This is a genomic window from Brevundimonas sp. FV1ye29L (assembly GCF_058681095.1).
The window spans coordinates 160,795-187,107 of the sequence record NZ_CM178730.1; the positions used below are offsets into that span (position 1 = coordinate 160,795).

Annotated in this window: 23 protein-coding genes; 18 read left to right on the forward strand and 5 right to left on the reverse strand. The window is 68.4% G+C overall.

Annotation, left to right across the window (positions count from 1 at the left end):
* Positions 1–347: 347 nt before the first annotated feature.
* The 12 genes from ACW17W_RS00865 (at position 348) to ACW17W_RS00920 (ending at position 14,385) form a co-directional block, all read left to right on the forward strand.
* On the forward strand, positions 348–1,190 hold the full coding sequence (locus tag ACW17W_RS00865; RefSeq protein ID WP_492078440.1) for an outer membrane protein: 843 nt from the start codon (positions 348–350) through the stop codon (positions 1,188–1,190).
* Positions 1,191–1,389: 199 nt separating this feature from the next.
* Positions 1,390–6,291, forward strand: coding sequence for an NAD-glutamate dehydrogenase (locus tag ACW17W_RS00870; RefSeq protein ID WP_492078442.1), 4,902 nt, complete (start codon positions 1,390–1,392; stop codon positions 6,289–6,291).
* A 90-nt stretch (positions 6,292–6,381) separates the two neighbouring features.
* On the forward strand, positions 6,382–6,849 hold the full coding sequence (locus ACW17W_RS00875; RefSeq protein WP_492078444.1) for a universal stress protein: 468 nt from the start codon (positions 6,382–6,384) through the stop codon (positions 6,847–6,849).
* Positions 6,850–6,893: 44 nt separating this feature from the next.
* Positions 6,894–7,454 (forward strand): NifU family protein, encoded by a 561-nt coding sequence (locus ACW17W_RS00880; protein ID WP_492078446.1) that lies wholly within the window; start codon positions 6,894–6,896, stop codon positions 7,452–7,454.
* An 8-nt stretch (positions 7,455–7,462) separates the two neighbouring features.
* Complete coding sequence (tsaB, locus tag ACW17W_RS00885) at positions 7,463–8,131, forward strand: tRNA (adenosine(37)-N6)-threonylcarbamoyltransferase complex dimerization subunit type 1 TsaB (protein ID WP_492078448.1); 669 nt, start codon at positions 7,463–7,465, stop codon at positions 8,129–8,131.
* On the forward strand, positions 8,128–8,589 hold the full coding sequence (locus ACW17W_RS00890) for a GNAT family N-acetyltransferase (protein WP_492078449.1): 462 nt from the start codon (positions 8,128–8,130) through the stop codon (positions 8,587–8,589). Before tsaB ends, ACW17W_RS00890 begins: the two co-directional genes overlap by 4 nt.
* A 23-nt stretch (positions 8,590–8,612) precedes the next feature.
* Positions 8,613–9,098 (forward strand): Fur family transcriptional regulator, encoded by a 486-nt coding sequence (locus ACW17W_RS00895; RefSeq protein ID WP_492078451.1) that lies wholly within the window; start codon positions 8,613–8,615, stop codon positions 9,096–9,098.
* Positions 9,099–9,151: 53 nt separating this feature from the next.
* Positions 9,152–10,555, forward strand: coding sequence for a tRNA (N6-isopentenyl adenosine(37)-C2)-methylthiotransferase MiaB (miaB, locus tag ACW17W_RS00900; RefSeq protein ID WP_492078453.1), 1,404 nt, complete (start codon positions 9,152–9,154; stop codon positions 10,553–10,555).
* Positions 10,545–11,546: a PhoH family protein gene (locus ACW17W_RS00905; RefSeq protein ID WP_492078455.1), complete on the forward strand. Its 1,002-nt coding sequence runs from the start codon at positions 10,545–10,547 to the stop codon at positions 11,544–11,546. Before miaB ends, ACW17W_RS00905 begins: the two co-directional genes overlap by 11 nt.
* 6 nt (positions 11,547–11,552) lie before the next feature.
* Complete coding sequence (gene ybeY / locus ACW17W_RS00910; protein ID WP_492078457.1) at positions 11,553–12,020, forward strand: rRNA maturation RNase YbeY; 468 nt, start codon at positions 11,553–11,555, stop codon at positions 12,018–12,020.
* Positions 12,010–13,683, forward strand: coding sequence for an apolipoprotein N-acyltransferase (lnt, locus tag ACW17W_RS00915; protein WP_492078458.1), 1,674 nt, complete (start codon positions 12,010–12,012; stop codon positions 13,681–13,683). Before ybeY ends, lnt begins: the two co-directional genes overlap by 11 nt.
* Before the next feature lie 276 nt (positions 13,684–13,959).
* Positions 13,960–14,385 carry a helix-turn-helix domain-containing protein gene (locus ACW17W_RS00920; RefSeq protein ID WP_492078460.1) on the forward strand — a complete coding sequence of 142 codons (426 nt, stop codon included), beginning with the start codon at positions 13,960–13,962 and terminating at the stop codon, positions 14,383–14,385.
* Positions 14,386–14,419: 34 nt separating this feature from the next.
* On the opposite strand, the gene ACW17W_RS00925 is transcribed toward ACW17W_RS00920, so the two are convergent.
* Positions 14,420–14,944, reverse strand: a complete 525-nt coding sequence (locus ACW17W_RS00925; protein WP_492078462.1) for an S-type pyocin family protein — start codon at positions 14,942–14,944, stop codon at positions 14,420–14,422.
* A gap of 116 nt (positions 14,945–15,060) precedes the next feature.
* Between ACW17W_RS00925 and coaBC the strand changes: the two genes are divergently transcribed.
* Complete coding sequence (gene coaBC / locus ACW17W_RS00930; RefSeq protein WP_492078464.1) at positions 15,061–16,287, forward strand: bifunctional phosphopantothenoylcysteine decarboxylase/phosphopantothenate--cysteine ligase CoaBC; 1,227 nt, start codon at positions 15,061–15,063, stop codon at positions 16,285–16,287.
* A 5-nt stretch (positions 16,288–16,292) separates the two neighbouring features.
* On the forward strand, positions 16,293–16,742 hold the full coding sequence (gene dut / locus ACW17W_RS00935; RefSeq protein WP_492078466.1) for a dUTP diphosphatase: 450 nt from the start codon (positions 16,293–16,295) through the stop codon (positions 16,740–16,742).
* A 115-nt stretch (positions 16,743–16,857) separates the two neighbouring features.
* On the opposite strand, the gene dapB is transcribed toward dut, so the two are convergent.
* The 3 genes from dapB to dnaK all read right to left on the reverse strand — a co-directional run bounded on the left by dapB (position 16,858) and on the right by dnaK (position 20,914).
* Entirely contained in the window at positions 16,858–17,607 is a 750-nt protein-coding gene (gene dapB / locus ACW17W_RS00940; protein ID WP_492078468.1) for a 4-hydroxy-tetrahydrodipicolinate reductase, read from the reverse strand.
* A gap of 22 nt (positions 17,608–17,629) precedes the next feature.
* Entirely contained in the window at positions 17,630–18,835 is a 1,206-nt protein-coding gene (gene dnaJ, locus ACW17W_RS00945) for a molecular chaperone DnaJ (RefSeq protein ID WP_492078470.1), read from the reverse strand.
* A gap of 174 nt (positions 18,836–19,009) precedes the next feature.
* The gene (gene dnaK, locus ACW17W_RS00950) at positions 19,010–20,914 is read right to left on the reverse strand and encodes a molecular chaperone DnaK (protein WP_492078472.1); all 1,905 of its coding nucleotides are present in this window, start codon (positions 20,912–20,914) and stop codon (positions 19,010–19,012) included.
* 363 nt (positions 20,915–21,277) lie between these two features.
* On the opposite strand from dnaK, the gene ACW17W_RS00955 reads away from it, so the two are divergent.
* The 4 genes from ACW17W_RS00955 (at position 21,278) to ACW17W_RS00970 (ending at position 25,708) form a co-directional block, all read left to right on the forward strand.
* Entirely contained in the window at positions 21,278–21,700 is a 423-nt protein-coding gene (locus ACW17W_RS00955) for a hypothetical protein (protein ID WP_492078474.1), read from the forward strand.
* A 59-nt stretch (positions 21,701–21,759) separates the two neighbouring features.
* Entirely contained in the window at positions 21,760–22,392 is a 633-nt protein-coding gene (locus tag ACW17W_RS00960) for an alpha-ketoglutarate-dependent dioxygenase AlkB (protein WP_492078476.1), read from the forward strand.
* A 66-nt stretch (positions 22,393–22,458) separates the two neighbouring features.
* On the forward strand, positions 22,459–23,379 hold the full coding sequence (locus ACW17W_RS00965; RefSeq protein ID WP_492078478.1) for a dienelactone hydrolase family protein: 921 nt from the start codon (positions 22,459–22,461) through the stop codon (positions 23,377–23,379).
* Between the two features lie 307 nt (positions 23,380–23,686).
* Positions 23,687–25,708: a S8 family peptidase gene (locus ACW17W_RS00970; RefSeq protein WP_492078480.1), complete on the forward strand. Its 2,022-nt coding sequence runs from the start codon at positions 23,687–23,689 to the stop codon at positions 25,706–25,708.
* Here ACW17W_RS00970 and grpE read toward each other — a convergent pair.
* On the reverse strand, positions 25,705–26,301 hold the full coding sequence (gene grpE, locus ACW17W_RS00975) for a nucleotide exchange factor GrpE (protein ID WP_492080350.1): 597 nt from the start codon (positions 26,299–26,301) through the stop codon (positions 25,705–25,707). The two genes, ACW17W_RS00970 and grpE, sit on opposite strands and share 4 nt — an antisense overlap.
* Positions 26,302–26,313 lie beyond the last annotated feature (12 nt).

The following is a 26,313-nucleotide window of genomic DNA, read 5'->3' on the forward strand; positions in this document are numbered from 1 at the left end:
CCGCTCGAACCTTCCCATCTTGAACCCGAGCGCTGCGGTCTTCCCTCCCCTCCCGGACCGTGGCGCGAGCGCCGGCGCCCTTCCCCTCCGCGCCGGTTTGCAAAAGCAGGGCCGTCTGACTCCCCCCGTCAGGCGGCCCTGTCTGTTTCAGCCGTTCAGACCGACCCTCCTCTCATGGGCAGCCCGTCGCTCGCGCGCGAAATCCCTTTCAGAACAAGGGTTCCGTTGAGCGACAAAGAGCCGCCAGGGCGATCCGCCATGGAGCCAGGCCCGTAGCAGGGCCGTTAGGTCGTCTCGAATTGTCGACCCTTCCTCCCTCCGACTGCCCACTGTTTCCAGGACCCTCCATGACCAGAACCGCCCTCGCCCTCGCCTCGACCGCCGCCCTTTTCGCTGCACTGGGGGCCGCTCCGGCCCTGGCCCAGTCGGCTGCTGACTGGACGGGCCCCTATATCGGCCTCTACGGCGGCGCCACCCAGGAGAACGGTCAGGATGACGAGCGCCTGCGCTTCGACCGCAATCTGGATGGAAACTTCGGCGACCCGGTCAGCCTGGCGGCCGGCGGCGACGCCTTCAGCCCCGGCTATTGCGGCGGCCGCGCCAACGGCAACTCCCAGCCCCAGGGCTGCCAGGACGATGCCCAGGGCTCGGTCGGCGGCGTTCGCGCCGGCTATGACTACCAGATCGGCGCCTTCGTCATCGGGGCTGTCGCCGACTACAGCATGGGCGCCCAGTCCGACGCCGTCACCGGTTTCAGCACCACCCCGGCCAACTACACCTTCGTGCGCAAGCTGGAGTCCCTGGCGGCCGTCCGCGCCCGCCTCGGCTACGCCTGGGGCCCGGCCCTCGGCTATGTGACCGGCGGCTATGCCTCGGGCAAGGTCGAGAACCGCTTCTTCTCGTCCAACACCGCCAACACCTTCACCGCCTCGGTGGATGATGACAAGGCGGACGGCTATCAGCTGGGCGGGGGCGTCGAATATCGTCTGGCGCCGAACCTCAGCCTGACGGGCGAATACCTCTACACCTCGCTCGACGCCGGCGATCACCTGATCCGTGTCGGTCGCGGATCGGCGCCGGCCGCCAACCCCTTCGTCCTGGCGCCGAACACCACCGGCACCGACATGATCCGCAGCAATTCGAAATTCGGCCTGCATGCGGTCAATCTCGGAATGAGCTACCGCTTCTGATCCGTCGCACCCGCACGGGTGCCAACTTATCGTCGATAAGTACGGTCGGGCCGGCGAAAGCGGGTCCGGCCGTGTCGTTTGCGGCTTTCGACGGTCGTCGGCCGGGGGTAATCAGCCCTTCATTGATCCGGCGCGACAACAGCCTAGTCTGTGATCCAATCCGGCGGTCCTCCGACCGCGTCTTCAAGAGACCCTGCCTATGTCCGGCGACCTCCGCACCGTCCCTCAGGCGATATCCCTGGAGGCGCTGACGCGGGCATTCGAGAAGGCGACCGGCGACGGGGGCGGACCGCTTGCGGCCTCCTACCTGGCCCAGGCTCACGAAGACTATGCGGCCGATGAAACCCCCGAACTGGACGGCCAGGATCTCGCGGCCCTGCTGGCGCGGGTGTGGCGAGACGGCGCGGTTCGCCAGGCGGGCGACGCCCCGCTGGTGAGCGTGCAGCCCGCCACGGGCGCTGACGGCCGGGCCACCGGCTATGACGCCGTGGCGATTGTCCAGGACGACCGGCCCTTCCTTGTGGACAGTGTGATGGGCGAACTGGCGGACGCCGGGGTCTCGGTCCGAGCCATGTTCCATCCCGTGGTTGTCACCGCCCGGGCTGACGACGGCCGCCGCCTTCCGGATCCGTCCGGCGGCGGTCGCGAGTCGATGATCATCGTCGTCATCGACCCGTTGCCGGCCGAACGCCGCGCCGCCCTGAAGGCGGAGCTGGACATGGCCCTCGGCGATGTCCAGGCCGCCGTGACCGACCACGCCGCCATGACGGCCCTGATGGAACGCACCATCGCGGATCTGGAAGCCCACGCGGGCGTCGCCCCGCCCGAGGTCGTTGCAGAGAACCTGGCCTTCCTGCGCTGGCTCAATGCCGACCATTTCGTCTTCCTCGGCGCCCGGGACTATGACTTCCCCCGCACGGCCGAAGGCGGGTATCGCGCCGATGAGCCCCTGGGTCTGTCGGGCGAGGGCCTGGGCGTCCTGCGCGACCCCAACCGGGCGGTGCTGCGCCGATCGTCCGAGCCGGCTGTCCTGACGATCCAGATGAAACGCCAGATGGACCTGTCCGAACCGGTCACGGTCGCCAAGGCCAATATCCGCTCCCGCGTCCACCGCCGCGCCTATATGGATTATGTCGGGATCAAACGGTATGGCGACGATGGCCGTCCCGCAGGCGAAACCCGGTTTGTCGGCCTGTTCACTGCCGAGGCCTATGACAAGACCGCGCACGAGGTGCCGCTGGTCCGCCGCAAGGTCGCCAACGCCCTCGTCCTGGCGGGCAAGGCGCCCGGCAGCCACAACGAAAAGCGGCTCAAGAACATTCTGGAGAACTATCCCAGGGACGAGCTCTTCCAGATTTCCGGGGACGCCCTGCTGCCCATCGCCCTGGGCATTCTGCACCTCTACGACCGGCCGCGGATCAAGACCTTCACCCGCAAGGACCCGTTCGACCGGTTCGTCTCGGTTCTGGTCTTCATCCCCCGCGAGCGGTTCGAGGCGGCGGTGCGCGAACGGATCGGCCGAATTCTGGCCACGGCCTGGGGCGGCCGGTTGTCGGCCTGGTATCCCCAGCTGTCCGACGCCCCCCTCGTGCGGGTCCACTACATCATCGGCGTCACCCCCGGCGACCACCCCACCCCGGATCCTGTCGCCCTGGAGGCGGCCATCACAGAGGCCGGGCGAGGCTGGGTGGACCGGTTCGAGAGCGCCGCCCGCCAGTCCGGTGTGGAGGATATCCAGATCGGCGCCCTCAGCGCCAAATGGGCCGAGGCCTTCGGCGCCGGCTATCGCGACCGCTATGATGCGGTCGAGGCCGTCGCTGACCTGCAACAGATCGACCAGCTGAACGGCACCGGCGAACGTGGCGGCGGCGAACCCGTCGCCGTCCGCGCCTTCCGCTCGGCCGAAGACAGCCCGCTGCAGTTCCGCTTCAAGCTCTACCGGCGCGGCGCGGCCGTGCCCCTGTCCGATGTCCTGCCCATTCTGGCCGACATGGGTCTGAAGACGCTGGAGGAATGGGGTCATGCGATCCGGGCTCCGGGCGAGCCCGGGATCCACGTCCATGAATTTCTGCTGGAGGATCCGCGCGGGGCGGCCCTGAGCTTCAGCGACGTGCGCGATCCGTTCGAGGACGGTTTCGCTGCGGTCTGGAACGGGCGGACCGAGAGCGACGGCTTCAACCGTCTGGTGCTGGAACTGGGCGTGGACTGGCGTCAGGCCGCCCTGATCCGCACCCTCTGCCGCTATCGCCAGCAGACCGGTCTGGATCCCAGCCAGGCGATTCAGGAAGAGGCCCTGCGGGAATATCCCGATATCGCACGCGCCCTTCTGGCCCTGTTCGCGGCGAAGTTCGATCCTGCGGCGGGCGGCGATCCGGCGTCGCGTCAATCCGCCATGGATGCCCTGTCATCCGGTATTCTGGAGGATCTGCAGGCCGTCCGGAGTCTGGATCACGATCGCGTCCTGCGCCGCCTGTTCCTGCTGATCGGGGCGATCAAACGCACCAACTTCTATCAGACCGACGCCGACGGCCCGGCCCGGCCGCATATCTCGATCAAGATCGCCTCGCGCGAACTCGACGACCTGCCCCTGCCCAAACCCCATCGGGAGATCTTCGTCTGGGCGCCGCATATTGAGGGCGTCCACCTGCGCTTCGGCCCCGTGGCCCGGGGCGGCCTGCGCTGGTCGGATCGTCGCGACGACTTCCGCACCGAGGTTCTGGGTCTGGTCAAGGCGCAGCAGGTGAAGAACGCCGTGATCGTCCCGGTCGGCTCCAAGGGCGGCTTTTTCCCGAAAAATCTGGCGGCCCTGGTCCGGGCCGGCGGCGATCGCGACGCCCAGCAGGCCGAGGCCATTCGCGCCTATCGCACCTTCCTGTCCGGGCTTCTGGACATCACCGACAACATCGGCGCCGACGGCGCGGTGGTCCATCCCGCCCATGTCGTCGCCTGGGAAGGCGATGACCCCTATCTGGTCGTGGCGGCCGACAAGGGCACGGCCACCTTCTCCGACATCGCCAATGGCGTCTCGGCCGACTATGGCTTCTGGCTGGGCGACGCCTTCGCCTCCGGCGGCTCCATCGGTTACGACCACAAGGCCATGGGCATCACGGCGCGCGGGGCGTGGGAGGCGGTCAAGCGTCACTTCCGTGAACTGGGCAAGGACATCCAGACCGAACCCTTCACCGCCGTGGGCGTGGGCGACATGTCCGGCGATGTGTTCGGCAACGGCATCCTGCTGTCGAAGGCCACGCAACTGGTCGCCGCCTTCGACCACCGCGACATCTTCATCGATCCGTCGCCGGACGCCGCCCGGTCATGGGACGAGCGCAAACGTCTGTTCGACCTGCCGCGCTCGTCCTGGCAGGACTATGACAAGGCCCTGATCTCCGAGGGCGGCGGCGTCTTTTCCCGCTCGGCCAAGTCAATCGCCCTGACGCCCCAGATCAAGGCGGCGCTGGACATCACGGAAGACGCCCTCGATCCGGTCGGGCTGATGCGGGCCATTCTCAAGGCGCCCGTGGAGCTGCTCTATCTCGGCGGCATCGGCACCTATGTGAAGGCCGCCCACGAAACGGACGCCCAGGTCGGGGACAAGGCCAGCGACGCCCTGCGCATCAATGGCGACGAGCTGCGCGTCAAGGTGGTGGGGGAGGGGGCCAACCTCGGCTTCACCCAGGCCGGCCGGATCGCCTTCGCCCGGAACGGCGGACGCATCAACACCGACGCTATCGACAACTCGGCCGGCGTGGATACGTCCGATCATGAGGTCAATATCAAGATCCTGGTCGGGTCGGCGGTAACCAACGGGCTACTTCCTGCCCCGGAGCGCACCGCGCTTCTGGCCTCCATGACCGAAGAGGTGGGGCTGAAGGTGCTGGCCCACAACTATGACCAGACCCTCGCCCTGACCCTGCAGCAATCGGAAGGGCTCGGGGCTCTGGATGCCCAGCAGCGGTTCATGCAGACCCTGGTCTCGCGCGGCAAGCTGGACCGCAAGGTCGAGGGCCTGCCCGATGACCAGCGCGTCAATGAGATGAAGGCGACGGGTCAGGCCCTGACCCGGCCCGAACTGGCCGTGCTGATGGCCTATGGCAAGCTGGAACTGTCCGACGACATCGTCGCCTCGCGCGCGCCCGAGGATCCCTTCTTCGAGGAGACCCTTGTCCGCTATTTCCCCGGACCGCTGGCGACGTACGAGGCGCAGATGAAGGGGCACCGGCTGCGGCGCGAGATCGTGGCGACGGTGCTGGCCAATGAAATCGTCAACATGGCCGGGCCCAGCTTCCCGGACCGGCTGCGCGAATCGGCGGAATGCGACACCTCCGCCCTGGTGCTGGCCTTCGAGGCGGCGCGGCGCGTGTTCCGGCTGGACGAGGCCTGGGATGCGGTCTCGGCCCTCGATCTGGCGATCTCGGCCGAGGCCCAGACGGCCCTCTACAACGAAATCGCGGTCGTGCTGCGCCGTCAAACCTTCTGGCTGGCCCGTCGGGCGGCGCGGGACGGGGCCACGGTCCAGGGTCTGATCGACCTCTACCGTCCGGCGGCCGACGGTCTCCAGACCGAAGGGGCGGCGGTCCTGTCCCGCTTCGAGCAGGGCCGGCTGGAGCGGCGGGTCCAGACCTTCGCCGCCCTCGGCGCGCCGGAGGATCTGGCCCGCAGCATCTCCCTGTTGCGGCCGCTGGTGGCGGCGGCGGACATCGGCGATCTGGCGCGCGAGACGAGCTGGCCCGTCGCCGCCATGGCCCGGCTCTATCACCAGGTCGGCGCGGCCTTCGACTTCGATCGCCTGCGCGCGGCGGCGGGCTCGATCCCGTCGGCGGATCATTTCGACCGGCTGGCGGTGCGCCGGCTGATCGAGGATCTGATGCTGGAACAGACCGGCTTGACCCTGGCTGTGGCGCGGGTCTCTGACCCCTCCGTGGGCGCCAGCGAGGCGGCGGCCGAGACCGCCGTCGACGCCTGGATCGGTCCGCGTCAGGCCGTGGTTCAGGCGCTGCGCGCCTCGGTGGACGAGATCGAGGCCTCGGGCGCCGGCTGGACCTTCGCCAAACTGACCATCGCCAATGGCGCCATTCGCAGCGTGACGGCCACGGTGCGCTGATCGTCCGGGGCGGAACGGCGATTGTCGTTCCGCCCCAAACGCGCTCAACTGCCTCGCCGTTCGTCCCGGTGGACAAGCTGAAGGTCGCCCGTGCCCAGAAAATTCCTCGTCGTCGTCGACGACAGTCCCGAGTTCGACGCCGCCCTGCGCTACGCTGCGCGGCGCGCCCGTTCGACCGGGGGCCGCGTGGTCCTGCTGCGGGTCACGCCCGACAGTTCCGATGAACACTGGGCCGGGGTGCGCGAGGAAATCCAGCGCCAGCAACGCGCCGAGGCCGAGATCCTGCTGGCCCGGCTGGGCGAGCAGGTCATCGAACGCTCGGGCGCCCAGCCGGTCTTCATGATAGAGGAAGGCGATGCCCAGGCCGCGATCCGCAAGGTCGTGGGTCAGGATCCCGAGATCAAGATTCTCGTCCTCGCCTCGGCCGGCGGCGGTCGTTCCCCCGGTCCGCTGGTCTCGGCCGTGCTGAAACAGGGCGCGGCCTTCGGGGGCCGCAAACTGCCGGTGACCATCGTCCCTGGCGAACTGTCCGACGCGGACATCGAGGACCTGGCCTGAACCGGGGTCTTGAACGCCCGGGTCGGCAGGCGCATCTGCACCCCATGTTCATCCAGACCGAACCCACCCCCAACCCGACCGTGCTGAAATTCCTGCCCGGGCGCGACGTCGCCCCGGCAGGAGCGCGCGAGTTCCGCACCATCGATGAGGCGACCGCCTCGCCGCTGGCTGAAGCCCTGTTCGAACTGGAAGGCGTCACCGGCGTCTTCTTCGGCGCCGACTATGTTGCGGTGACCCGCGAGGCCCAGGGACCCGAATGGGGAGAGATGAAGCCGCCGATCCTCGCGGCCCTCATGGACGCCTTCACCTCCGGCCAGCCCCTGCTGCGCGACCTCGGCGTCCCGCCCGAGGCCGACGTCGGCGACGACAGCGAGGTCGTCGCCGAGATCAAGGCCCTGCTGGACAGCCGCATCCGCCCGGCCGTGGCCCAGGACGGGGGCGATATCCTGTTCGACGCCTTCGATGAGGAAAGCGGCGTCCTGTCGCTGCGCATGCGCGGCGCCTGCGCCGGCTGCCCCTCGTCCTCCGCCACCCTGAAACAGGGGGTGGAGCAGATGATGCGCCACTATGTCCCCGAGGTGACCCGCGTCGAGCAGGTGATCTGATCCACGCGATGCGGGTCCTGGTCCTGGATACGGCGCTGGACGCCTGTACGGCGGCGGTCTTCGACGACGACCGGCCGCTGGCCGAACGGTCCGAACCCATGACGCGCGGACATCAGGAGCGGATCGGCGTTCTGGTTCGGGCTGTGGCCGAACAGGCGGGTGGTTTCGACGCCATCGACCGGATCGGCGTGACCGTCGGCCCCGGGTCCTTCACCGGTCTTAGGGTCGGCCTGTCCTTCGCCCAGGGGCTGGGCGCCGCCCTGGGCCGGCCGGTGGTGGGGCTCTCCACCCTTCACGCCCTCGCCGCCTCTGCGCCGGACCGGGCCGGTCCTGTCGTCGCTGTGATCGACGCCCGACGGGGTCAGGTTTATCTGCAGACCTTCGTCGACGGCGTCCCCGCCGACCAACCGGGACCGTGGGACATCGAGGCGGCGCGTCTTCATCTCGAGGCGGCCGGACGCGACTGGGCCTGGATCGGCAGCGGGTCGCGCCTGATCGCGCCGGACGACGCGCCAATTCTGGAACCGACGGCGCCGTCCGCTGCGGCTCTCGCCGCCCTGACGATCGCGGCTGATCCGGAAACGGCCTTGCCGCGCCCCCTCTATCTCAGGGCTCCGGACGCCACCCCGCCGACCCGACTGCCGGGTCAGGCCCGAGATCGACCCGTCGTCGCATGAACGCAGGGGGCGACATCGCGACCCTGGCGCCGGATGACGCCCCGTCGCTCGCGGCCTTGCACGCCCTGGCCTTCGAGGCGCCCTGGGACGCGCGGGCCATGGGTGATCTTCTGTTGCAGCCGGGCGTCTTTGGCCTCGGGGTCCCCGGGGGGGGCTTCATCCTGTGCCGGGTCGTGGCCGATGAGGCCGAGATCCTGACGCTGGCGACCGCGCCGGCCCGGCGGCGAAAGGGTCTGGGGCGACAGCTGGTCGAGGCGGCCGCCGCAAGGGCGGCGCAAGGCGGCGCGACACGGCTGTTTCTGGAGGTGGCGGAGGACAACGTCGCGGCCCGGGCTCTGTACGACCATGCGGGCTTTGCGGAGGCCGGTCGACGTCGCGGCTACTATGCCCGTCCCGGCGCCCCGGCCGTCGACGCGCGGGTTCTGGCTAAGGCGTTCACCGGGCTTCCCTCCGCGTGATCCGCCGCCTATCCTGCCCGACCATGGACCGGATTGAAAAACTCTGCGCCGACCGCGGCATGCGCATGACCGAACAGCGGCGCGTCATTGCGCGCGTTCTGTCGAACGCCGAGGATCATCCGGACGTCGAGGAGCTGTACCGCCGCGCCTCGGCCATCGACCCCCATATCTCGATCGCCACAGTCTACCGGACCGTGCGTCTGTTCGAGGAGGCTGGCGTCGTCGAGAAGCACGACTTCGGCGATGGCCGCAGCCGCTATGAAGAGGCGGGCGATGATCACCACGACCACCTGATCGACACCCGGTCGGGCGAGGTGATTGAATTTTTCGACGCCGAGATCGAACGCCTGAAGACCGAGATCGCCGAACGGCTGGGCTTTGAACTGGTCGGCCACAAGCTGGAGCTCTACGGCAAGCCGATCGACGGCGCCGAACCGTCGAAGCGCGAGGGGTTGATCTTCAAACGTCACGCGGCGCGGATCAATCCGGCCGACATCGATCCGGCCTGAATGTTGCCGCGGCCAGCATGGCGCCGGCCGTTCCGTCGCACTAGATTGGCCGCATGACCGAGACCCTTGCGTCGCCGCCGGTGACGGATGCGGCGGGCGCCGCGACCCGGCGCCTGTTCATCAAGACCTACGGCTGCCAGATGAATGTCTATGATTCCGGACGCATGGCCGATGTCCTGCGCCCGCTGGGCTACGCCACGACCGACAGTCCCCGGGATGCGGACTTCGTGATCCTGAACACCTGCCACATCCGCGAAAAGGCGGCCGAGAAGATCTATTCCGAGCTGGGCAAGCTGAAGGCGATGAAACTCGCCCGCGCGGCCGCAGGGCAGGGGCCCATGACCATCGCTGTGGCCGGTTGTGTCGCCCAGGCCGAGGGCGAGGAAATCATGCGCCGTCAGCCCGCCGTCGATCTGGTCGTCGGCCCCCAGGCCTATCACCAGTTGCCGGAGCTGCTGACCCGTACGGCCCGGGCGCGCGGCGAGCGGATCGGCGCCGATTTCGCCGCCGACGAGAAGTTCGACGCCCTGGCCGCCGAAGGCGCGGCGCGCGGCGTTGACGGGCCGACGGCCTTCCTGACGGTGCAGGAGGGGTGCGACAAGTTCTGCACCTTCTGCGTGGTGCCCTATACGCGCGGAGCGGAATGGTCGCGGCCGATGGCCTCCATCCTGACCGAGGCCCGGGCCCTGGCCGATCAGGGTGTCCGCGAGGTCACCCTGCTGGGACAGAACGTCAACGCCTACAACGGAGCGGGGGCCGACGGGCAGCCGTCATCCCTGGCGCGTCTGGCCTACGCCCTGGCGGAGATCCCCGGGCTGGACCGCATCCGCTTCACGACCAGCCACCCCAACGACATGTCCGACGACCTGATCGCGGCCTTCGGCGATCTGGAGGCGCTGATGCCCTATCTGCATCTGCCGGTTCAGTCGGGGTCGGATCGCATCCTGAGGCTGATGAACCGGAAACATGGCCGCCAGTCCTATATCGACCTGATCGACCGGATCCGCGCGGTGCGCCCCGATATGGCCATGTCGGGGGATTTCATCGTCGGCTTTCCGGGCGAGACGGATCGCGACGTCGAGGATACGCTCGATCTGGTCCGGCGGGTGAACTACGCCATGGCCTTCGCCTTCATGTATTCGCCGCGTCCCGGCACGCCTGCGGCGTCCATGGCGGCCCAGGTTCCGGCCGACGTGTCGCGCGACCGGCTGCATGTCCTGCAGGCCCTGCTTCTGGAGCAGCAGACCGACTTCAACGCCGCCCAGGCGGGGCGGACGCTGAACGTCCTGTTCCAGAAGGCCGGTCGACACGGCGTCCGCCGTCAGGCCATAGGACGATCACCCTATCTGCAGTCCGTGCATGTCGACGATGCGGATCATCTGATCGGCCAGATCGTTCCCGTGCAGATCCTCTCGGGGCAACAGAACAGTTTGACGGGAAAACTCCTTGGCGCGTGAATCCGAGTTTCTGGCCATGGAGGATGCGGCGCTTCGGGCGGTCATCGGTCCCAACAGCCGCCACGTCGCCCTGATCGAGGACGCCTTCAAGGTGCTGGTCGAGGCCCCCGGCGGCGGCGTGTCGATCAACGGCGGCGCCCGCGACCGCGCCAACGCCAGACAGGTCATTCAGGACCTGGCGGACCGGGCGGAACGCGGGGCGGAGGTCAACGAGGCCGACGTCCGCGCCGCCATCGGCCAGACCCGCAGCGGCGGCCCGGGCTCCCGGGGTCGGGTCGATCCCATGGCCCTGCCCATCGGCAAGCGCGGCGCCATCGTGCCCAAGACCAACGCCCAGGCCCGTTATCTTGAGACCCTGGCGAATCACGAGCTCAGCTTCGGGGTCGGGCCGGCCGGGACAGGCAAGACGTTTCTGGCGGCGGCCTACGGCGCCTCCCTGCTGCGCCGGGGTCAGGTCGACAGGCTGGTCATCACCCGCCCCGCGGTCGAGGCGGGCGAGAAGCTGGGATTCCTGCCGGGCGACCTGAACGAGAAGGTCGATCCCTATCTGGCCCCGATCTGGGAGGCGCTGAACGACATTCTCGGCGCCGAGGATGTCCAGCGTCGGCGCGACAAGGGAGAGATCGAGGCCGCGCCCATCGCCTTCATGCGCGGCCGGACGCTGAGCCACGCCTTCATTATCGTCGACGAGGCCCAGAACACCTCGCGCCTGCAGATGAAGATGGTGCTGACCCGGCTGGGGGAGGGGGCCCGGATGGTGGTCACCGGCGACCCGTCGCAGATCGACCTGTTGAACCCGCGCGACAGCGGCCTGGCCCACGCCCTGCGCATCCTGCGCGACGTGAAGGGGGTCGGGGTGCTGGAGTTCGAGGCCCAGGACGTGGTGCGCCACGCCATGGTCGAGCGGATCGTGCGCGCCTATGATGCTGATTCCGCGCGTGAAAAGCCCCGGGCTCAAGCCGAGCCCGACCTCGAAGATCCGGCGGCCTGATCCGCCATGGCCGTCGAGATCGAGATCGCCGATGAGGCCTGGCGGCAGGCGGGGCCGGAAGTAGAGGCGATCGTGACCCGCGCCGCCTCCGCCGTCCTGGCGATCGATGGTTCGCAGGGCGATGTCGTCATCCTTCTGGCGGACGACGGGACGGTCCGCGACCTCAATGGCCGGTTCCGCGGCAAGGACCGGCCGACCAACGTCCTGTCCTTCCCTGCCCCGCCCATGCCGGGCGGCCATGGGACGCCCCTGGGCGACATCATCCTCGCCTTCGGGGTGTGTTCCGCCGAGGCGGCGGATCAGGGCAAGACCCTGTCCAGCCATCTGACCCATCTGGTCGTCCATGGCGTGCTTCACCTGCTCGGCCGCGACCATGAGGACGAGGAGGAGGCCGAGGCGATGGAGGCTGAGGAGCGCGCCATTCTGGCGGGCCTCGGCGTGTCCGATCCCTATGAGCTGCCCCATGACGGTTGAGCCGACAGCGCCTGCAGTCCGCGACTGGACCCGAAACCCCCGGGTGCGGGTGGGGGCGGCCTTGATGGCCGGAGCCGGGGCAGCCCTGGCCCATCCGCCGTTCGGCCTGTTGCCGGGGCTGCTGGCCTATCCCCTGCTGATGCTACTGGCCGAGCGGTCAGGAACGGTGCGCGGCGCCTTCTGGATGGGATGGCTGGCCGGGTTCGCCTATTTCCTGATCGGCTGCTGGTGGGTGGCGGAAGCCTTTCTGGTCAATCCGGCCCAGGCCTGGATGGCGCCGTTCGCCGCCAGCCTCCTGCCGGCGGGTCTGGGCCTGTTCTGGGGGGCGACGACGGGCCTGTACCGGCGGTTCGCGCCGGCCGGAGTGCGACGGGTCCTGCTGTTCGCCGCCCTCTTCTGTCTGCTGGAGTGGTTGCGCGGCCATGTGCTGACCGGTTTTCCGTGGAATCCGGCCGGCTCGGCCTGGAAGGCCGGATCCGCCCCGTCCCAGTTCGCCTCCGTCGTCGGCGTCTATGGCCTGGGTCTCGTTACGGTCGCGGGTTGCGCCGCCATGGGGGCCCTGTTCGGCGCGGGGGGGCGACGGGTCCGGATCGCGACCGCCCTGACCGGCGTGGTCGTGCTGGCGGGATTGTTCGCCTTCGGTTCGGTGCGGTTGGCCACGGCCAGGGTTCAGAACACGGACACGGTGGTCCGGCTGGTCCAGGCCGATATCGCCCAGGAGTCCAAATGGACGCCGGAGGCCTATCAATCGATCGTCGACCGCTATGTCCGGCTGACGGCCCTGCCCCCCGTGATGGTCGGAGGTCGACGCCCCGACATCATCGTCTGGCCCGAAGGCGCCCTGCCGGCCAGCGCCAATACGGTCTTTGCTCCGGGATCACCGGAGGCGGCGGCCATTTCCGCCGCTGTGCAACCGGGCCAGCTCCTGCTGCTGGGGCTGGCGCGCGGCGAACCCCCGGCGACGCAGGGCGGCGAGGACCGCTATTTCAACAGTCTGTTCGCGCTCAGCGACGAGGGCGGGCCCGGTCTCAGGATCGCGTCGGTCTATGACAAGCACCGCCTTGTGCCCTTCGGCGAATATCTGCCTCTGGGCGGGCTGATGGGCGCGATCGGCGTCCGCAGCCTGGTCCACATGCCGGCCGACTTCAGCGCCGGTCCCCGGCCTTCGCCAATCGTCCTCCCGGGGCGGCCGTCGGCCCAACCCCTGATCTGCTACGAAAGCCTGTATCCGGGCTTTACCCCGGGCGGGGCATTGCGGCCCGAGTGGATCGTCAATGTCTCCAACGACGCCTGGTTCGGGGCGACGTCGGGCCCGCTGCAGCATCTCAACCTCGCCTCATACCGGGCCATTGAGACCGGTCTTCCAGTGGCGCGCGCCACGCCGACCGGGGTATCGGCGATGATTGATCCCTGGGGCCGGGTGGTGCCGGGCCAACGGCTGGGGTCCGGAGAGAGCGGGGTCATCGACGCCGTCCTGCCAAGGCCTGCCCCCAGGACGCTGTATGGACGGTTTGGCGATCTGATGCTGGCGGTCCTGCTCGGCGTGGGGTTGCTTGCCGGAGGCCCGTTCTGGAGCCGGTCAGCCGGGCCCGGGCGATGGTTTCGATCCCTGCCCGCAAGGCCGTTGGCAAAGGGTGGGGCCCCAGGGTCACCAGGGGTGTGACGGCCCGTTCTCATCGCGGTTCTGTTCCGGTGGGAAGTCGGAGGGCGGCAATAGCCCGAAACCCCGTGAAATCTGGCTTTGACAAAGCTTGAGCGGGGTACGAAAACGGTCATGCCTGTCGCTTCGGCCTCGAAGCGGAAATCGCCGCAGCACAATGTCAGATCCCGGATCCGGCGCTCGATTGTCTAAAGCGATCAAGCCTTTTTGACAGGTACGAGCATGCCGCCGCTGGCGGCTTTTTACTGATCTAGCTGATCGTGGGGACGGCGACGACCAATGGCTAAAGGCGCAAAGGAAGAGGGTCCGCATCCGGTCGACCGGCATGTCGGGCGTCGGGTCAGTGAGAAGAGGATCGGTCTGGGCTATAACCAGAGCGATCTCGGGCGCGCTCTTGGCCTGACCTTCCAGCAGATCCAGAAGTACGAAAAGGGCGCCAACCGCATTTCGGCGTCAAAACTCTGGGACATTGCCCGCTTCTTCAAGGTCGATATCGGCTATTTCTTCCAGGGACTGGCGACGGGCGTGCCCGGCGTCGCCGAAGACCCCGCCCCGGCTTTCGATCACGACTACCCGTCGACACGTTATTCGATCGAGATTTCACGCCTCGCTCCCCGTCTGTCCAGCCGGCAACAGAAGCTGGCGCTGGACCTTCTACGCGAAATGATCAACCGGCCGGATGAGGCGGACGCCACACCCGCCTGAGTCGCCCGGCAGGCCGCTTTCCGGCGATCCGTGGCTAGCCGGCGTTCGAAGACGTCTGGCGACGGCCGAAGGTCGGCGCCTTCGCCTTCTGCTCGGCCCAATAGCGTACGCCATCGTCGGGCTTGAACATGGTGCGCGGCGTGCCATCGCGCGCCACCACGGCAAAGGTGTTGGTCGAGGCCTGATAGTAGAGGGTGTCGCCGTTCGGGCGTTCCACCGTGTCGACGTCTGCGGGTGGATTGCGGGTGAAGGCCTGCAGCCGGGTCAGATAGTCCTCGGCCGTCCGGGCACCGAAGGCGGATCCATTCCGCTCGAACAGTCGCGTCACCTTGGCGTCGACCGTTTCGCGCCGGTTGGCCGTCACCACGGTCTTTTTCGCGACCTCGCCATCACCGCCCGTGGCGGCGGCCGCGTCATCCAGCGCCACAGCCACGAGCGGGGCCTCGACTGCGGCCCGATCCCGCGTCTGAACCGCCGAGGGTCCGTTGTCGCATCCCGTAAGCCCGGTCAGGCCCGCGAGCAGCGCCGCACCGGCGGCGATCGTCCTGTGGTCCGGCATATCGCCCTCCCTTGTTCCACGAACGGAGTTAGACATATCATTAATGTTCTTGCAATGTTCTTTTTCTGGCCGCTGCGGCGTGTCGACGTGCGACGTGGGGAAGGGTAGGAAGCGACATGATCGTCCCTTCACTGACATCGCGCAAAATCCTGCTGATCGTGGGCGGCGGCATCGCGGCCTACAAGGCGCTGGAACTGGTGCGGTTGATCCGCAAGGCAGGGGGCGAGGTCCAGGCTGTCCTGACCCCGGCAGGGGCGGAGTTCATCACCCCCCTGTCGCTGGCGGCCCTGACCGGCCATCCGGTGCGCCAGACCCTGTTCATGCCGGATGAAGAGACGGCCATGGGTCATATCGAACTGTCGCGCTGGGCCGATCTGGTCGTCGTGGCGCCGGCGACGGCGGGGCTGATCGCCAAGGCGGCCAACGGTCTGGCCGATGACCTGGCCTCCACCGCCCTGCTGGCGACGGACAAGAAGGTGCTGATGGCCCCGGCCATGAATGTCCGCATGTGGCTGCATCCCGCAGTTCAGGCCAATGTTGCGCGGCTCAGGGGGTTCGGCGGTTTCCACGGCATGGCCATGGTCGGGCCTGACGACGGGGAGATGGCCTGCGGCGAGTACGGACCCGGCCGGATGGCCGAGCCGACGGCGATCCTCGACGCCATCCTCAATCTTCTGGCCGGTCCGGACGGACGGCCACTGGCGGGCCGCAGGGCGGTGGTCACCGCCGGGCCAACGTTCGAGGCTATCGACCCGGTGCGCGGCCTGACCAACCGGTCCAGCGGCAAACAGGGCTATGCCATCGCCGCGGCCCTGGCCGAGCTGGGGGCCGGGGTGACCCTGGTGTCCGGCCCGACCGCCCTGTCCACGCCTCTCGGGGTGACCCGTATCGATGTCGAGAGTGCGGTCGAGATGCAGGCGGCGACGCAAGCCGCCCTCCCGGTGGATGTCGCCGTGCTCAGCGCCGCCGTCGCGGACTGGCGGGTCGACACGGTCGCCGGCGGCAAGATCAAGAAGGGGCCGGGAGGGCCGCCCACGCTCGCCCTGATCGAGAACCCCGACATCCTCGCCGGCATCGCGGCGCCGGGGCCGAACCGCCCCGCTCTGGTGATCGGCTTCGCCGCAGAAACGTCGGATCTGGAGGCCAACGCCCGCTCCAAACTGTCGCGCAAGGGCTGTGACTGGATCGTCGCCAATGACGTGTCGGCCGACGTCTTCGGCTCGGACGGCAATACGGTGCTTCTGGTCACCCGCGACGGCGCCGAGGCCTGGCCGCGCCAGACCAAGGCCGACATCGCCCGGGCCCTGGCCGCCCGCATCGCCGACCATCTGACGAAAGCCTGAGACGCATGACGACGCTTCGCATCCAGCGCCTGCCCCATTCCGGGGGTCTGGCGCTTCCGGCCTATGAGACGACCGGATCAGCCGGGATGGATCTGCGCGCCGCCGTGTCCGAAGACGCGCCGGTCACGCTCGCACCCGGTGCGCGGGGGCTGATTCCGACAGGGCTGAAGATCGCCCTCGAGCCGGGCTGGGAGGCCCAGGTGCGGCCCCGTTCGGGTCTGGCGCTCAAACACGGGATCACCTGCCTGAATTCGCCGGGCACGATCGACAGCGACTATCGGGGCGAGGTCGGGGTCATCCTCGTCAATCTGGGTCAGGAGCCCTTCGTCATCCGTCGCGGCGAACGCATCGCGCAAATGGTCATCGCCGCACATGCCTCGGCCGTCATCACCGAGGTCGAGACCCTGGACGACACGGCGCGCGGCGCGGGCGGGTTTGGATCGACGGGGCGGTAAGGGGCCACAGGGTCGTTGCAGTCGGGTCGCCCGTGCGAGCCCCAACGGATAGCCTGCGCTCAAGGCGCGAGCGACCGTGTCGCGAACATAGAGAGGCGCGAAGCGGCCCCGGGAACTATGCCTGCCGGAACCCCAGCACGTCCTGCATGTCGTAGAGGCCGGGGCGGCGGGTGCGGACCCAGGCGGCGGCGGCCACGGCCCCTCGCGCAAACAGCGACCGGTCAATGGCCGAATGGCTGAGGGTCAGGGTCTCGTCCGTCGAGGCGAACAGCACCGAATGGTCGCCGACGATGCCGCCGGCCCGGATCGATGAAAAGCCGATCTTGCCCGGCACACGCTCGCCGGTGATGCCGTCATAGGGCGGGGACCGCAGGTCGCCGAGGTCGGCGTTTCGGCCCGAGGCGGCGGCCTCGCCCAGCATCAGGGCCGTGCCGGACGGGGCGTCGATCTTGAGCCTGTGATGCGCCTCGACGACCTCGATGTCCCAGTCGCGCGCGTCCAGCCTCTGGGCCGCATGTTCGACCAGTCCGATCAGGATATTGACGCCCAGCGAAAAATTGCCGCTGCGGACGATGGCCACGCGTTCGGAGGCCGTCAGGATCTCGGTCTCCTGTTCGGCCGTAAAGCCGGTCGAACCGATCACCAGAGCCGGTCCGCCCCGTTCCGCGGCCTGTCGGGCCAGGGCCACCGAGGCCTCGGGCGTCGAGAAGTCGATGATCACGTCGCAGAGGCTGAGGTCGGGGGTCTCGCCCCAGTCAAACCGGGCGGCGACGACCACGTCGTTGCGGGCATCCAGAACCTGGTCCACCGCACGGCCCATCCGACCCCGGGCGCCGGATATCCCGGCGTGGAAGATGGCGGTCATGCGTGAAGGCTCAAACAGCGGCTCATACGGCAGTCTCCCGGGACGACTTGCCCCCGTCCTCGCCCAGGATGTCGGCCCAGAAGCGACGGGCCTTTCCGGCAAAGCTCGAATTGCGGGGATTCTGGCTCTCGCCGAACGACAGGGCAAGCTCCTGCATCAGTTCCCTCTGCCGCGGGGTCAGATCGGTGGGAGTCTCCACGAACAGTTCGACGACCAGATCGCCGCGCTGGCGCCCGTTCAGATGGGGCATGCCCTTGCCCTTGATCCGCACCGTCTTGCCGGTCTGGGCCCCGGCCGGCACCTCCACGGCGGCCTTGCAGCGCCCGTCACAGGCCTCGGACGTCAGGCAGGGCGCATCGACCTCGCCGCCCAGGGCGGCCACGGTCATCGGCACGGGCACGGTGACCAGCAGGTCCAGGTTGTCGCGCTCGAACAGTTCATGCGGGCTGACCGACAGGAAGACATAGAGGTCGCCGCGCGGGCCGCCGCGGGTCCCCGCATCGCCCTCGCCGGTCAGCCGGATGCGCGAGCCGTCGTCGACGCCGGCGGGAACCTTGAGATTGAGGGTGCGGGTCTTGCGGACCTGACCGTGGCCGTGACAGCTGGTGCAGACGTCGGCCGGGGCGATGCGCGATCCCGCGCCGCCACAGGTGGGACAGGTGCGTTCGACCTGAAAGAACCCGTTGGCCTGACGCACCCGGCCCTGGCCGGCGCAGGTTGAACAGGTTGAAGCCTTTGCGCCCGGCTTTGCCCCGGAGCCGTCGCAGGTGTCGCAGGTGGCGGTCGAGGGGATGGACACATCCACCTCCGCGCCCTTGTAGGCCTGTTCCAGCGTGATCTCGAGATCGTAGCGCAGGTCGGAACCCCGCCGGGGTCCCTGTGGCCGCGCCCCGCCGCCGCCCCGACCGCCGAAGACGTCGCCGAAGGCGTCCCCGAACACCTGGGAGAAAATGTCGTTGACGTCGTGGAAGCCCTGGCCCCCGCCGAACGGCCCCTGGCCGCCGCCATTGACGCCGTCATGTCCGAACCGGTCATAGGCGGCGCGCTTCTGGTCATCCGACAGGACCGTATAGGCCTCGGAGATTTCCTTGAATTTCGCCATCGACTCGTCCGAGCCGCCGTTCCGGTCCGGGTGATGGATCATCGCCAGCTTGCGATAGGCCGATTTCAGGCCATTGGCGTCGATGGTCCGCTCGACCCCCAGAACCTCGTAGTAGTCACGCGCCATCTGGCGTTGGTCCCCTGAATCCCATGGCCCGCAGCGATCGCGTCTCTTGTCCGGACGCGGATCGAAAGGCCTGACCCGTCCGACATGGGGAACGGGTCTGATGTTGCAACCTTATGCAACGGCCCCGCCCGTCGTCAGACAAGCGGGGCCGCCCGTTTTCAACCCCTGTGCCCGTCAGGCGTTCTTTTTGTCGTCCGCGTCCGGGACTTCCTCGAATTCGGCGTCGACCACGCCATCGTCGGCGGTCGCGGTGGCGTCATCCTCGCCCGAGCCGGCCTGGGCCGCATACATGGCCTCGCCCAGTTTCATCGAGGCCTGGACCAGTGTGTTGGTCTTGGTCCGGATGTCCTCGGGGTCGGTTCCGTCACGCGCGGCCTTGAGCTCGGTCAGACCGGTCTCGATGGCGGTCTTCTCGTCGGCCCCGACCTTGTCACCGTGTTCGGCCATGGCCTTTTCGGTCGAGTGGATCAGGCTGTCGGCGGCGTTCTGGGCCTCAACGAGTTCCTTCTTGGCCTTGTCGGCTTCGGCGTTGGCCTCGGCTTCCTTGACCATCTTCTCGATGTCCGCGTCCGAAAGCCCGCCATTGGCCTGGATGCGGATCGACTGCTCCTTGTTGGTCGCCTTGTCCTTGGCGGTGACGTGGACGATGCCGTTGGCGTCGATGTCGAAGGCGACCTCGATCTGCGGCACGCCGCGCGGCGCGGGCGGGATGCCGGCCAGGTCGAACTGTCCCAGGATCTTGTTGTCCTGCGCCATCGGACGCTCGCCCTGGAAGACCCGGATGGTCACGGCCGACTGGTTGTCGTCAGCGGTAGAGAAGACCTGGGACTTCTTGGTCGGGATGGTGGTGTTGCGTTCGATCAGCGGGGTGAAGACGCCGTTCAGGGTCTCGATCCCCAGGGTCAGCGGCGTGACGTCCAGCAGCAGCACGTCCTTGACGTCGCCTTGCAGCACCCCGGCCTGGACGGCGGCGCCGAGGGCGACCACCTCGTCAGGGTTGACGCCCTTGTGCGGCTCCTTGCCGAAGAAGGCCTTCACGGCCTCCACGACCTTGGGCATGCGGGTCATGCCGCCGACCAGCACCACCTCGTCGATATCCGAGGCCTTCAGGCCCGCGTCCTTCAGCGCCTTGGCGCAGGGCTCGATGGTGCGCTGGATCAGGTCGTCGACCAGGGCTTCCAGCTTGGCGCGCGACAGCTTGATGTTCAGGTGCAGGGGACCCGAGGCGTTCATGGTGATGAACGGCAGGTTGACCTCGTACTGGGCCGTCGAGGACAGCTCCTTCTTGGCCTTTTCCGCCTCTTCGCGCAGGCGCTGCAGGGCCAGCTTGTCCTGACGCAGGTCGACGCCCTGTTCCTTCTTGAACTCGTCGGCCAGATAGTCGGCCAGACGCACGTCGAAGTCCTCGCCGCCCAGGAAGGTGTCGCCGTTGGTGGACTTCACCTCGAAGACGCCGTCGCCGATCTCGAGAATCGAGACGTCGAAGGTGCCGCCGCCCAGGTCATAGACGGCGATCTTCTGGCCGTCGTTCTTGTCCAGGCCATAGGCCAGGGCGGCCGCCGTCGGTTCGTTGATGATGCGCAGGACTTCCAGCCCGGCGATCTTGCCGGCGTCCTTGGTCGCCTGGCGCTGGCTGTCGTTGAAATAGGCGGGCACGGTGATGACGGCCTGCGTCACCTTCTCGCCGAGGTAGGCTTCGGCGGCCTCCTTCATCTTGGTCAGGGTGAAGGCGGAGATCTGCTGGGGGGAATAGTCCTTGCCGTTGGCGCGCACCCAGGCGTCGCCGTTCGGACCCTTGACGATCTCATAGGGCACCATGCCCTTGTCCTTCGCGACGACGGGGTCGTCGAAGTTGCGGCCGATCAGCCGCTTGATCGCGAAGAAGGTATTGGCCGGGTTGGTGACCGCCTGGCGCTTGGCCGGCTGGCCGACCAGGGTCTCGCCGCCATCCTGGATGGCGACGACGGACGGCGTGGTGCGATTGCCCTCGGCGTTTTCCACGACCTTGGGATTCTTGCCTTCCATGACCGCAACGCACGAGTTGGTCGTGCCGAGGTCGATGCCGATGATCTTGGCCATGAGCTTTAATGTCTCTCCGTCTGGCGGGCGATGCGGCGGCCTTGTGAAGCGAAGCGCCGCGCGTGACCGTCCCCGTTTTCAAGTCTGGGCCCGGCATTGAGGGGTTCGCCGCCGGGGGTTGGGTGTTGTCCGGCTAAAAGCCCCGCAAGTCTCGGGGTTTCTCCGGCTGCGTGCGGATATGGGAAAGTCGCGAAGCGCCGCAAGGGCTGATCGCGAATCAGGGGGTGCGGAATCGCGCGGCCGGTCCGTCAGATTCGGGTCAGGCCCCGTCAGGGCGCGTCAGAGGCAAAGGCGGCGGCTGCGATCTAGGCTGACGTCATCGCCGGGCGCCTGATGCGTCCGCAATTTTCGAGGGGCATTGTCATGAATTTCGCCACGACCGCACGCCGGGTCCTGATCACCGCCGCCCTGGCCGGCATGGGGCTGGGCCTTTCCGCCGCCGGACCCGCGCCGGACGCCGCCCGCGAGGTCATCCAGCCCGACAAGGGTTCATCCGTCACCCGCATCGCCCAGTCGCGCGACCGCTACAACCGCCGCGTCCGCATCCACAACCAGACCGGCTGGACCATGCTGCGCTTCTACGCCTCGGATTCGCGCACCAGCGACTGGGAGGAAGACATCCTGGGCGCCGACACCCTGCCGGCGGGCCGCAGCTGGACCATCAACATCGACGACGGCTCGGGCGCCTGCATCTATGATTTCAAGGCGGAGTTCACCAACGGCCAGACCCTGACCCGGATGAACATCAACGTCTGCCAGATCGCCGACTACTACTATACGCGCTGATCGCCGGGCGCGGCCGCCGCTGTGCTTGAGCGGGCGGCCAGCGGGTCTACACTGTCCTGATGGCTGTGGTCCGCGAGATTGACACGGGGGTGGAGGGCTTCCGGCTCTGGCCGGGAGCCCTTGACGCGTCCAGCCAGAGGGCGCTGGCGGACGAGGTCATGGCCGCGCTGGAGGCCGCCCCCCTGTACCGGCCGGTCACGCCGGGCGGGCGGCCCTTTTCGGTGCAGATGACCAATTTCGGCAGTCTGGGCTGGGTCTCGGATCGCAGCGGATATCGCTATCAGGCGGGGCATCCGGAAACCGGGGCGCCCTGGCCGGCGATACCGGTGCGGCTGGTCGAGCTGTGGACCCGACTCACCGGCTGGCCGACGCCGCCCGACGCCTGTCTGGTCAATCGCTATGAGGTCGACGCCCGGATGGGTCTGCATCAGGATCGCGACGAGGCGGATCTGACAGCGCCGGTCCTGTCGATCTCGCTGGGCGACACAGCGGTATTCCGCGTGGCTCCGGCGGACGGCGGCCGCGGAACAAGCCTTAAGCTGGCGTCCGGAGACATCTGCGCCCTGACCGGACCAGCGAGACTGGCGCGGCACGGGATCGACCGGATCCTGGGTGGATCCTCAGGCCTGCTGGCCGACGGTGGCCGGCTGAACCTGACGCTGCGCCGGGCAGGGCCGCCCTCGGGATCGTGACTCGACGCTGATCCCCGGCCGGACCACTGTCCTCACCTGTCGCACAGACTGTTGATGGAGACCGTGATGACCGTCCTGACCCGCCCCGAAGGCAATGCCCCGGGTGACCTGAACCTCTCCCGCCGGTCCCTCGCCACGGCGGCGGCAGGCGGGGTGTTTTTCACCCGCTATGCGACGGCGGCCCTGGCCCAGTCGGCCGAGCCTGTGATCACCGACACGACAGGGATCGAGGTGGCCGACGTCCGCTACCCGGCCCCGGACGGCTTCGACCTGCCCGCCTATGTCGCGCGTCCGGCCGGGGAGGGACCCTTTCCGGTGGTCATCGTGGCCTCCGAGATCTTCGGCATCCACGCCTATATCCAGGACATCTGCCGCCGACTGGCCAAGGCAGGCTATGCAGCCATTGCGCCGGCCTTCTTTGTACGGGTCGCCGATCCCGCGCCCCTGACGATGGGCGAGATGGCCCGGATCCGCGAGATCGTCGGGGCCGCGAAATACGAGCAGGTCATGGGCGACATCGCCGCAACCCTGGACTGGGCCGGCGGCCAGCTGTGGGCCGATGACCGGAAGGTCGGGATCACCGGGTTCTGCTGGGGCGGCAAGGTGGTCTGGCAGGCCTGCGCCCGGTTCGCCGCCATCGACGTCGGCGTCGCCTGGTATGGACAGCTGGCGCCCTCGGCCACGGCTGCGCCGGAACAGGTCGCGGCCGGCGCGCCCTGGCCCGTTGATCTGGCCGATGATCTGAAGGCGCCCGTTCTGGGCCTTTACGGGGAGCGGGACCAGGGCATTCCCCTGACGGCCGTCGAGGCCATGAGGGCCGCCCTGACCCGGGCGGATACGCCGGTCGCAACGGCCAGTTCGATCCATGTCTACCCCGGCGCCCAGCATGGCTTCCACGCCGACTACCGCGCCAGCTATAGCGCGGCGGATGCCGCCGACGGTTGGAGCCGCTTGCTGGCGCTGTTCGATTCGCGCCTCAAGGTCTAGGCTCCCCTCATACGGGAAGGGATTCATGGTGCGTGGTGTTCGCCTTCTGGCCCTCGGGGTCATGCTTCTTTTCACTCCGCTGGCAGCCTGTGGGGGGGGCGGAGGTTCGGGCGGAGGGACGACAACCCCGGATCCCGTCCCCACCCCCCCTCCACCACCGCCACCTCCCCCACCGCCGCCTCCGCCGCCTCCGCCGCCAGCGCCCGGGCCTTCGGCGACGTCGAGCGAATATCTGCGCAACTTTGGCCTGGCCAACATCAAGGCCTCGGTCGCCTATGACAGCGGGGCCACGGGAGCGGGACAGACGGTGGCTGTCATCGACACGGGCATACAATTTGGCCAGGCCGACCTGGTTGGCCGCATCTCACCCCTGTCCACCGATGTGATTGTCGGCCGGAACACGCCCGAGGGGGCAGACCGGCACGGGACCTATTCCGCCACGATTATCGCCGCCAACTTCAACAGCCTCGGCACCGTCGGCGTCGCCTACAATTCCACGATCCTGTCAATTCGTGCAGAGGTGTCGGACTGCACGGATCCGGATGACGAAACCTGCTTCAAGTCGTCGGACCTGGTTCGGGCCCTGGACTACGCCGTCGCGAATGGCGCCAAGGTGATCAACATGTCGCTCGGCGGCAGTACCAGCATGGGCGCGTCGTTTGAGGCTGCGCTCCTCAGGGCGGTGAATTCCGGCGCTGTGATTGTCGCCTCGGCGGGTAATGAGAGCGGCGACAGCCCGGAATGGCCTGCCCGCTACGCCACTGACCCGCGCTTTGCCGGGTCCATCATCGCCGTCGGCGCCCATGACGCCGCCAATGTTCTGGCCGATTTTTCCAACAAGGCCGGGGTTGCCGCCAACGCCTACATCTCGGCCCCGGGCAAGGATGTCATCACCGCCTGCGACGGGACGTCCTGCTGGCGGATCAGCGGCACCTCCTTCTCGGCGCCGCACGTCTCCGGGGCCCTGGCGTTGCTTCTGCAGGCCTTCCCCAACCTGAATGGCCGCAGCGCTGTCGAAATCCTGCTGAGAACCGCGCGGGAGGCGGGGGATGCCGGGACCGACCTCGTCTACGGCCGGGGCCTGCTGGACCTCGCCGGGGCCTTCGCACCGGTTGGCGCAACGTCCGTCCCGACAACGTCGGGTGCAAGCCTGATCCCGACCAGCGAGCCGGGGTCCTTCGTCGGCTCGGCGTTCGGCGACGCCTTCCGCACCCAGACGGCCCTCGAGACGATCGGCCATGACGAATACGACCGGCTGTTTCGCATCAATCTCGGCGGGGCCTATCCGATGGCTCCCAGCCGGTCCTGGCAGCCCGGATCGGTCGATCCCCGCCGCCGGGTCCAGACCGATATGGCGGGTCCCGGCGGCGCCCGACTGTCGCTGATCGCGACACAGCCGGTCGAACTGCCCGAGACGGTCGTGCCCCGTCGGGGTCTGACCGACTCCCCCTGGCGGGGCGATGAACCGCGTCAGGAGGTCATGGTCGGGATCCAGGCCGGGCGGACGTCCTTCTCGGCCTGGCAGGGCCAGGGCGGGGCCGATTCGCCGTTCCATGCCGGGGCTGGTGATGGCTTCGCCGCCCTGGCCCAGGCCGATCGGGCCATGCAGGGCGTTGTCGATCTGGGCTCAGGCTTCGCCCTTGCGGCCGAGGCCGGGGGCGGCGACCGGCGGGCCCTGTTGCGCACCGTCGAACGCGACGCCTCGACCTATGGCCGGGCCAGCCTGGTCTGGCGCGGCCGCGAAGGCGGGTTCGGGATCGGCCTTGGCGCCCTCGACGAAAGCCTGGCTCCCCTCGGCGGATATATGCCGTCGCGCTCGGACCTGGCCCTGCCGTCACAGACGGTGTTCTACGCCTTTTCCGGGGATTGGACGTTCGGTATGGGTCGCCTCAGCGGCGAGGTGGGGCAGGGGGAGACCCGGGTTCTGGGCCGGTTCCTGTCCAGTGACGGCGACCTGGTCAGCCGTTCGTGGCGGCTGGCCTGGGATGTCGACTGTCCGGCTGCGGCCCGGCGGGGGATCTGGAGCGGTCTGCTCGGCTGCCACCGGCTGACGTTCGGCTTGTCACAGCCCCTGCGGCTGGAAGGGGGAGCCTTCAGCGCCCTGCTGGCGGACATCCCCGCCGAGTATTTCGACGCCCCGACCTTCTCCATGCGACGCTTTGACGCCCGGCCGTCGGGACGGCAGATCGATTTCACCATGGCCACGGAACGCCGGTTTGGCGATGGATCGGTCTTCACCCTGCAGGGGGTGATCAGCCGTGAGCCGAGGCATGTGACCGGCGCCGATCCGGAGTTCGCCCTGATCGGCGCCTGGCGGAGAGGGTTTTAGGCCTTGCCGTCGTAGGCGTCGCCGGTGGTTTCGGCCGGGGCGTAGGCGGCGGCCGCAGCCCTCGCGCCGGAGCCCTTGGCGGCGACCACCACCATGGCCGGGCGGATTGTCCGGCCGAACAGGGCATAGCCGGCCTGCAGCGTCTGGATGACCTGCCCGCCCTGCACCGTCTCGGACGGCTGCTCCATCATGGCCTGATGGACGTGCGGGTCGAAGGCCTCGCCCGCCTCGGGGGCCACGCGGCGCAGATTGTTGGACTCAAAAGCCGTCAGCAGCGACTTCTGGGTCAGCTCCATGCCGGTGACCAGGGCGGCGGCGGCATCGCCGACGTCCCGGGGCGCGGCCTGGATGCCCCGCTCCAGATTGTCGGCCACGCCGAGCAGGTCCTTGGCGAACCGCTGGATCGCATAGGCGCGGGCGTCGTTCGACTGGGTCTCGGCCCGGCGTTTCACATTCTCGACCTCGGCGATGGCGCGCAGGGCGCGGTCCTTCCACTCGTCGCGCTCGGCGATGACCTGATCGAGGGGGGCGAGGTCGCCGTCGGCTGCGGCGCCTGCGTCTGCATCGAGAATGGCGTCGGCCTCGGCCTCGATGGCGTCGAGTTC

Coding starts and splice junctions, on each gene's coding strand:
- ACW17W_RS00920 (WP_492078460.1), top strand. CDS start 13,960: ATGGCTAAAGGCGCAAAGGAAGAGGGTCCGCATCCGGTCGACCGGCAT.
- dnaK (WP_492078472.1), bottom strand. CDS start 20,914: ATGGCCAAGATCATCGGCATCGACCTCGGCACGACCAACTCGTGCGTT.
- lnt (WP_492078458.1), top strand. CDS start 12,010: ATGACGGTTGAGCCGACAGCGCCTGCAGTCCGCGACTGGACCCGAAAC.
- dut (WP_492078466.1), top strand. CDS start 16,293: ATGACGACGCTTCGCATCCAGCGCCTGCCCCATTCCGGGGGTCTGGCG.
- miaB (WP_492078453.1), top strand. CDS start 9,152: ATGACCGAGACCCTTGCGTCGCCGCCGGTGACGGATGCGGCGGGCGCC.
- ACW17W_RS00960 (WP_492078476.1), top strand. CDS start 21,760: ATGGCTGTGGTCCGCGAGATTGACACGGGGGTGGAGGGCTTCCGGCTC.
- ACW17W_RS00965 (WP_492078478.1), top strand. CDS start 22,459: ATGACCGTCCTGACCCGCCCCGAAGGCAATGCCCCGGGTGACCTGAAC.
- tsaB (WP_492078448.1), top strand. CDS start 7,463: ATGCGGGTCCTGGTCCTGGATACGGCGCTGGACGCCTGTACGGCGGCG.
- ACW17W_RS00880 (WP_492078446.1), top strand. CDS start 6,894: ATGTTCATCCAGACCGAACCCACCCCCAACCCGACCGTGCTGAAATTC.
- ACW17W_RS00890 (WP_492078449.1), top strand. CDS start 8,128: ATGAACGCAGGGGGCGACATCGCGACCCTGGCGCCGGATGACGCCCCG.
- ACW17W_RS00870 (WP_492078442.1), top strand. CDS start 1,390: ATGTCCGGCGACCTCCGCACCGTCCCTCAGGCGATATCCCTGGAGGCG.
- ACW17W_RS00955 (WP_492078474.1), top strand. CDS start 21,278: ATGAATTTCGCCACGACCGCACGCCGGGTCCTGATCACCGCCGCCCTG.
- ACW17W_RS00895 (WP_492078451.1), top strand. CDS start 8,613: ATGGACCGGATTGAAAAACTCTGCGCCGACCGCGGCATGCGCATGACC.
- ACW17W_RS00865 (WP_492078440.1), top strand. CDS start 348: ATGACCAGAACCGCCCTCGCCCTCGCCTCGACCGCCGCCCTTTTCGCT.
- ybeY (WP_492078457.1), top strand. CDS start 11,553: ATGGCCGTCGAGATCGAGATCGCCGATGAGGCCTGGCGGCAGGCGGGG.
- ACW17W_RS00925 (WP_492078462.1), bottom strand. CDS start 14,944: ATGCCGGACCACAGGACGATCGCCGCCGGTGCGGCGCTGCTCGCGGGC.
- coaBC (WP_492078464.1), top strand. CDS start 15,061: ATGATCGTCCCTTCACTGACATCGCGCAAAATCCTGCTGATCGTGGGC.
- dapB (WP_492078468.1), bottom strand. CDS start 17,607: ATGACCGCCATCTTCCACGCCGGGATATCCGGCGCCCGGGGTCGGATG.
- dnaJ (WP_492078470.1), bottom strand. CDS start 18,835: ATGGCGCGTGACTACTACGAGGTTCTGGGGGTCGAGCGGACCATCGAC.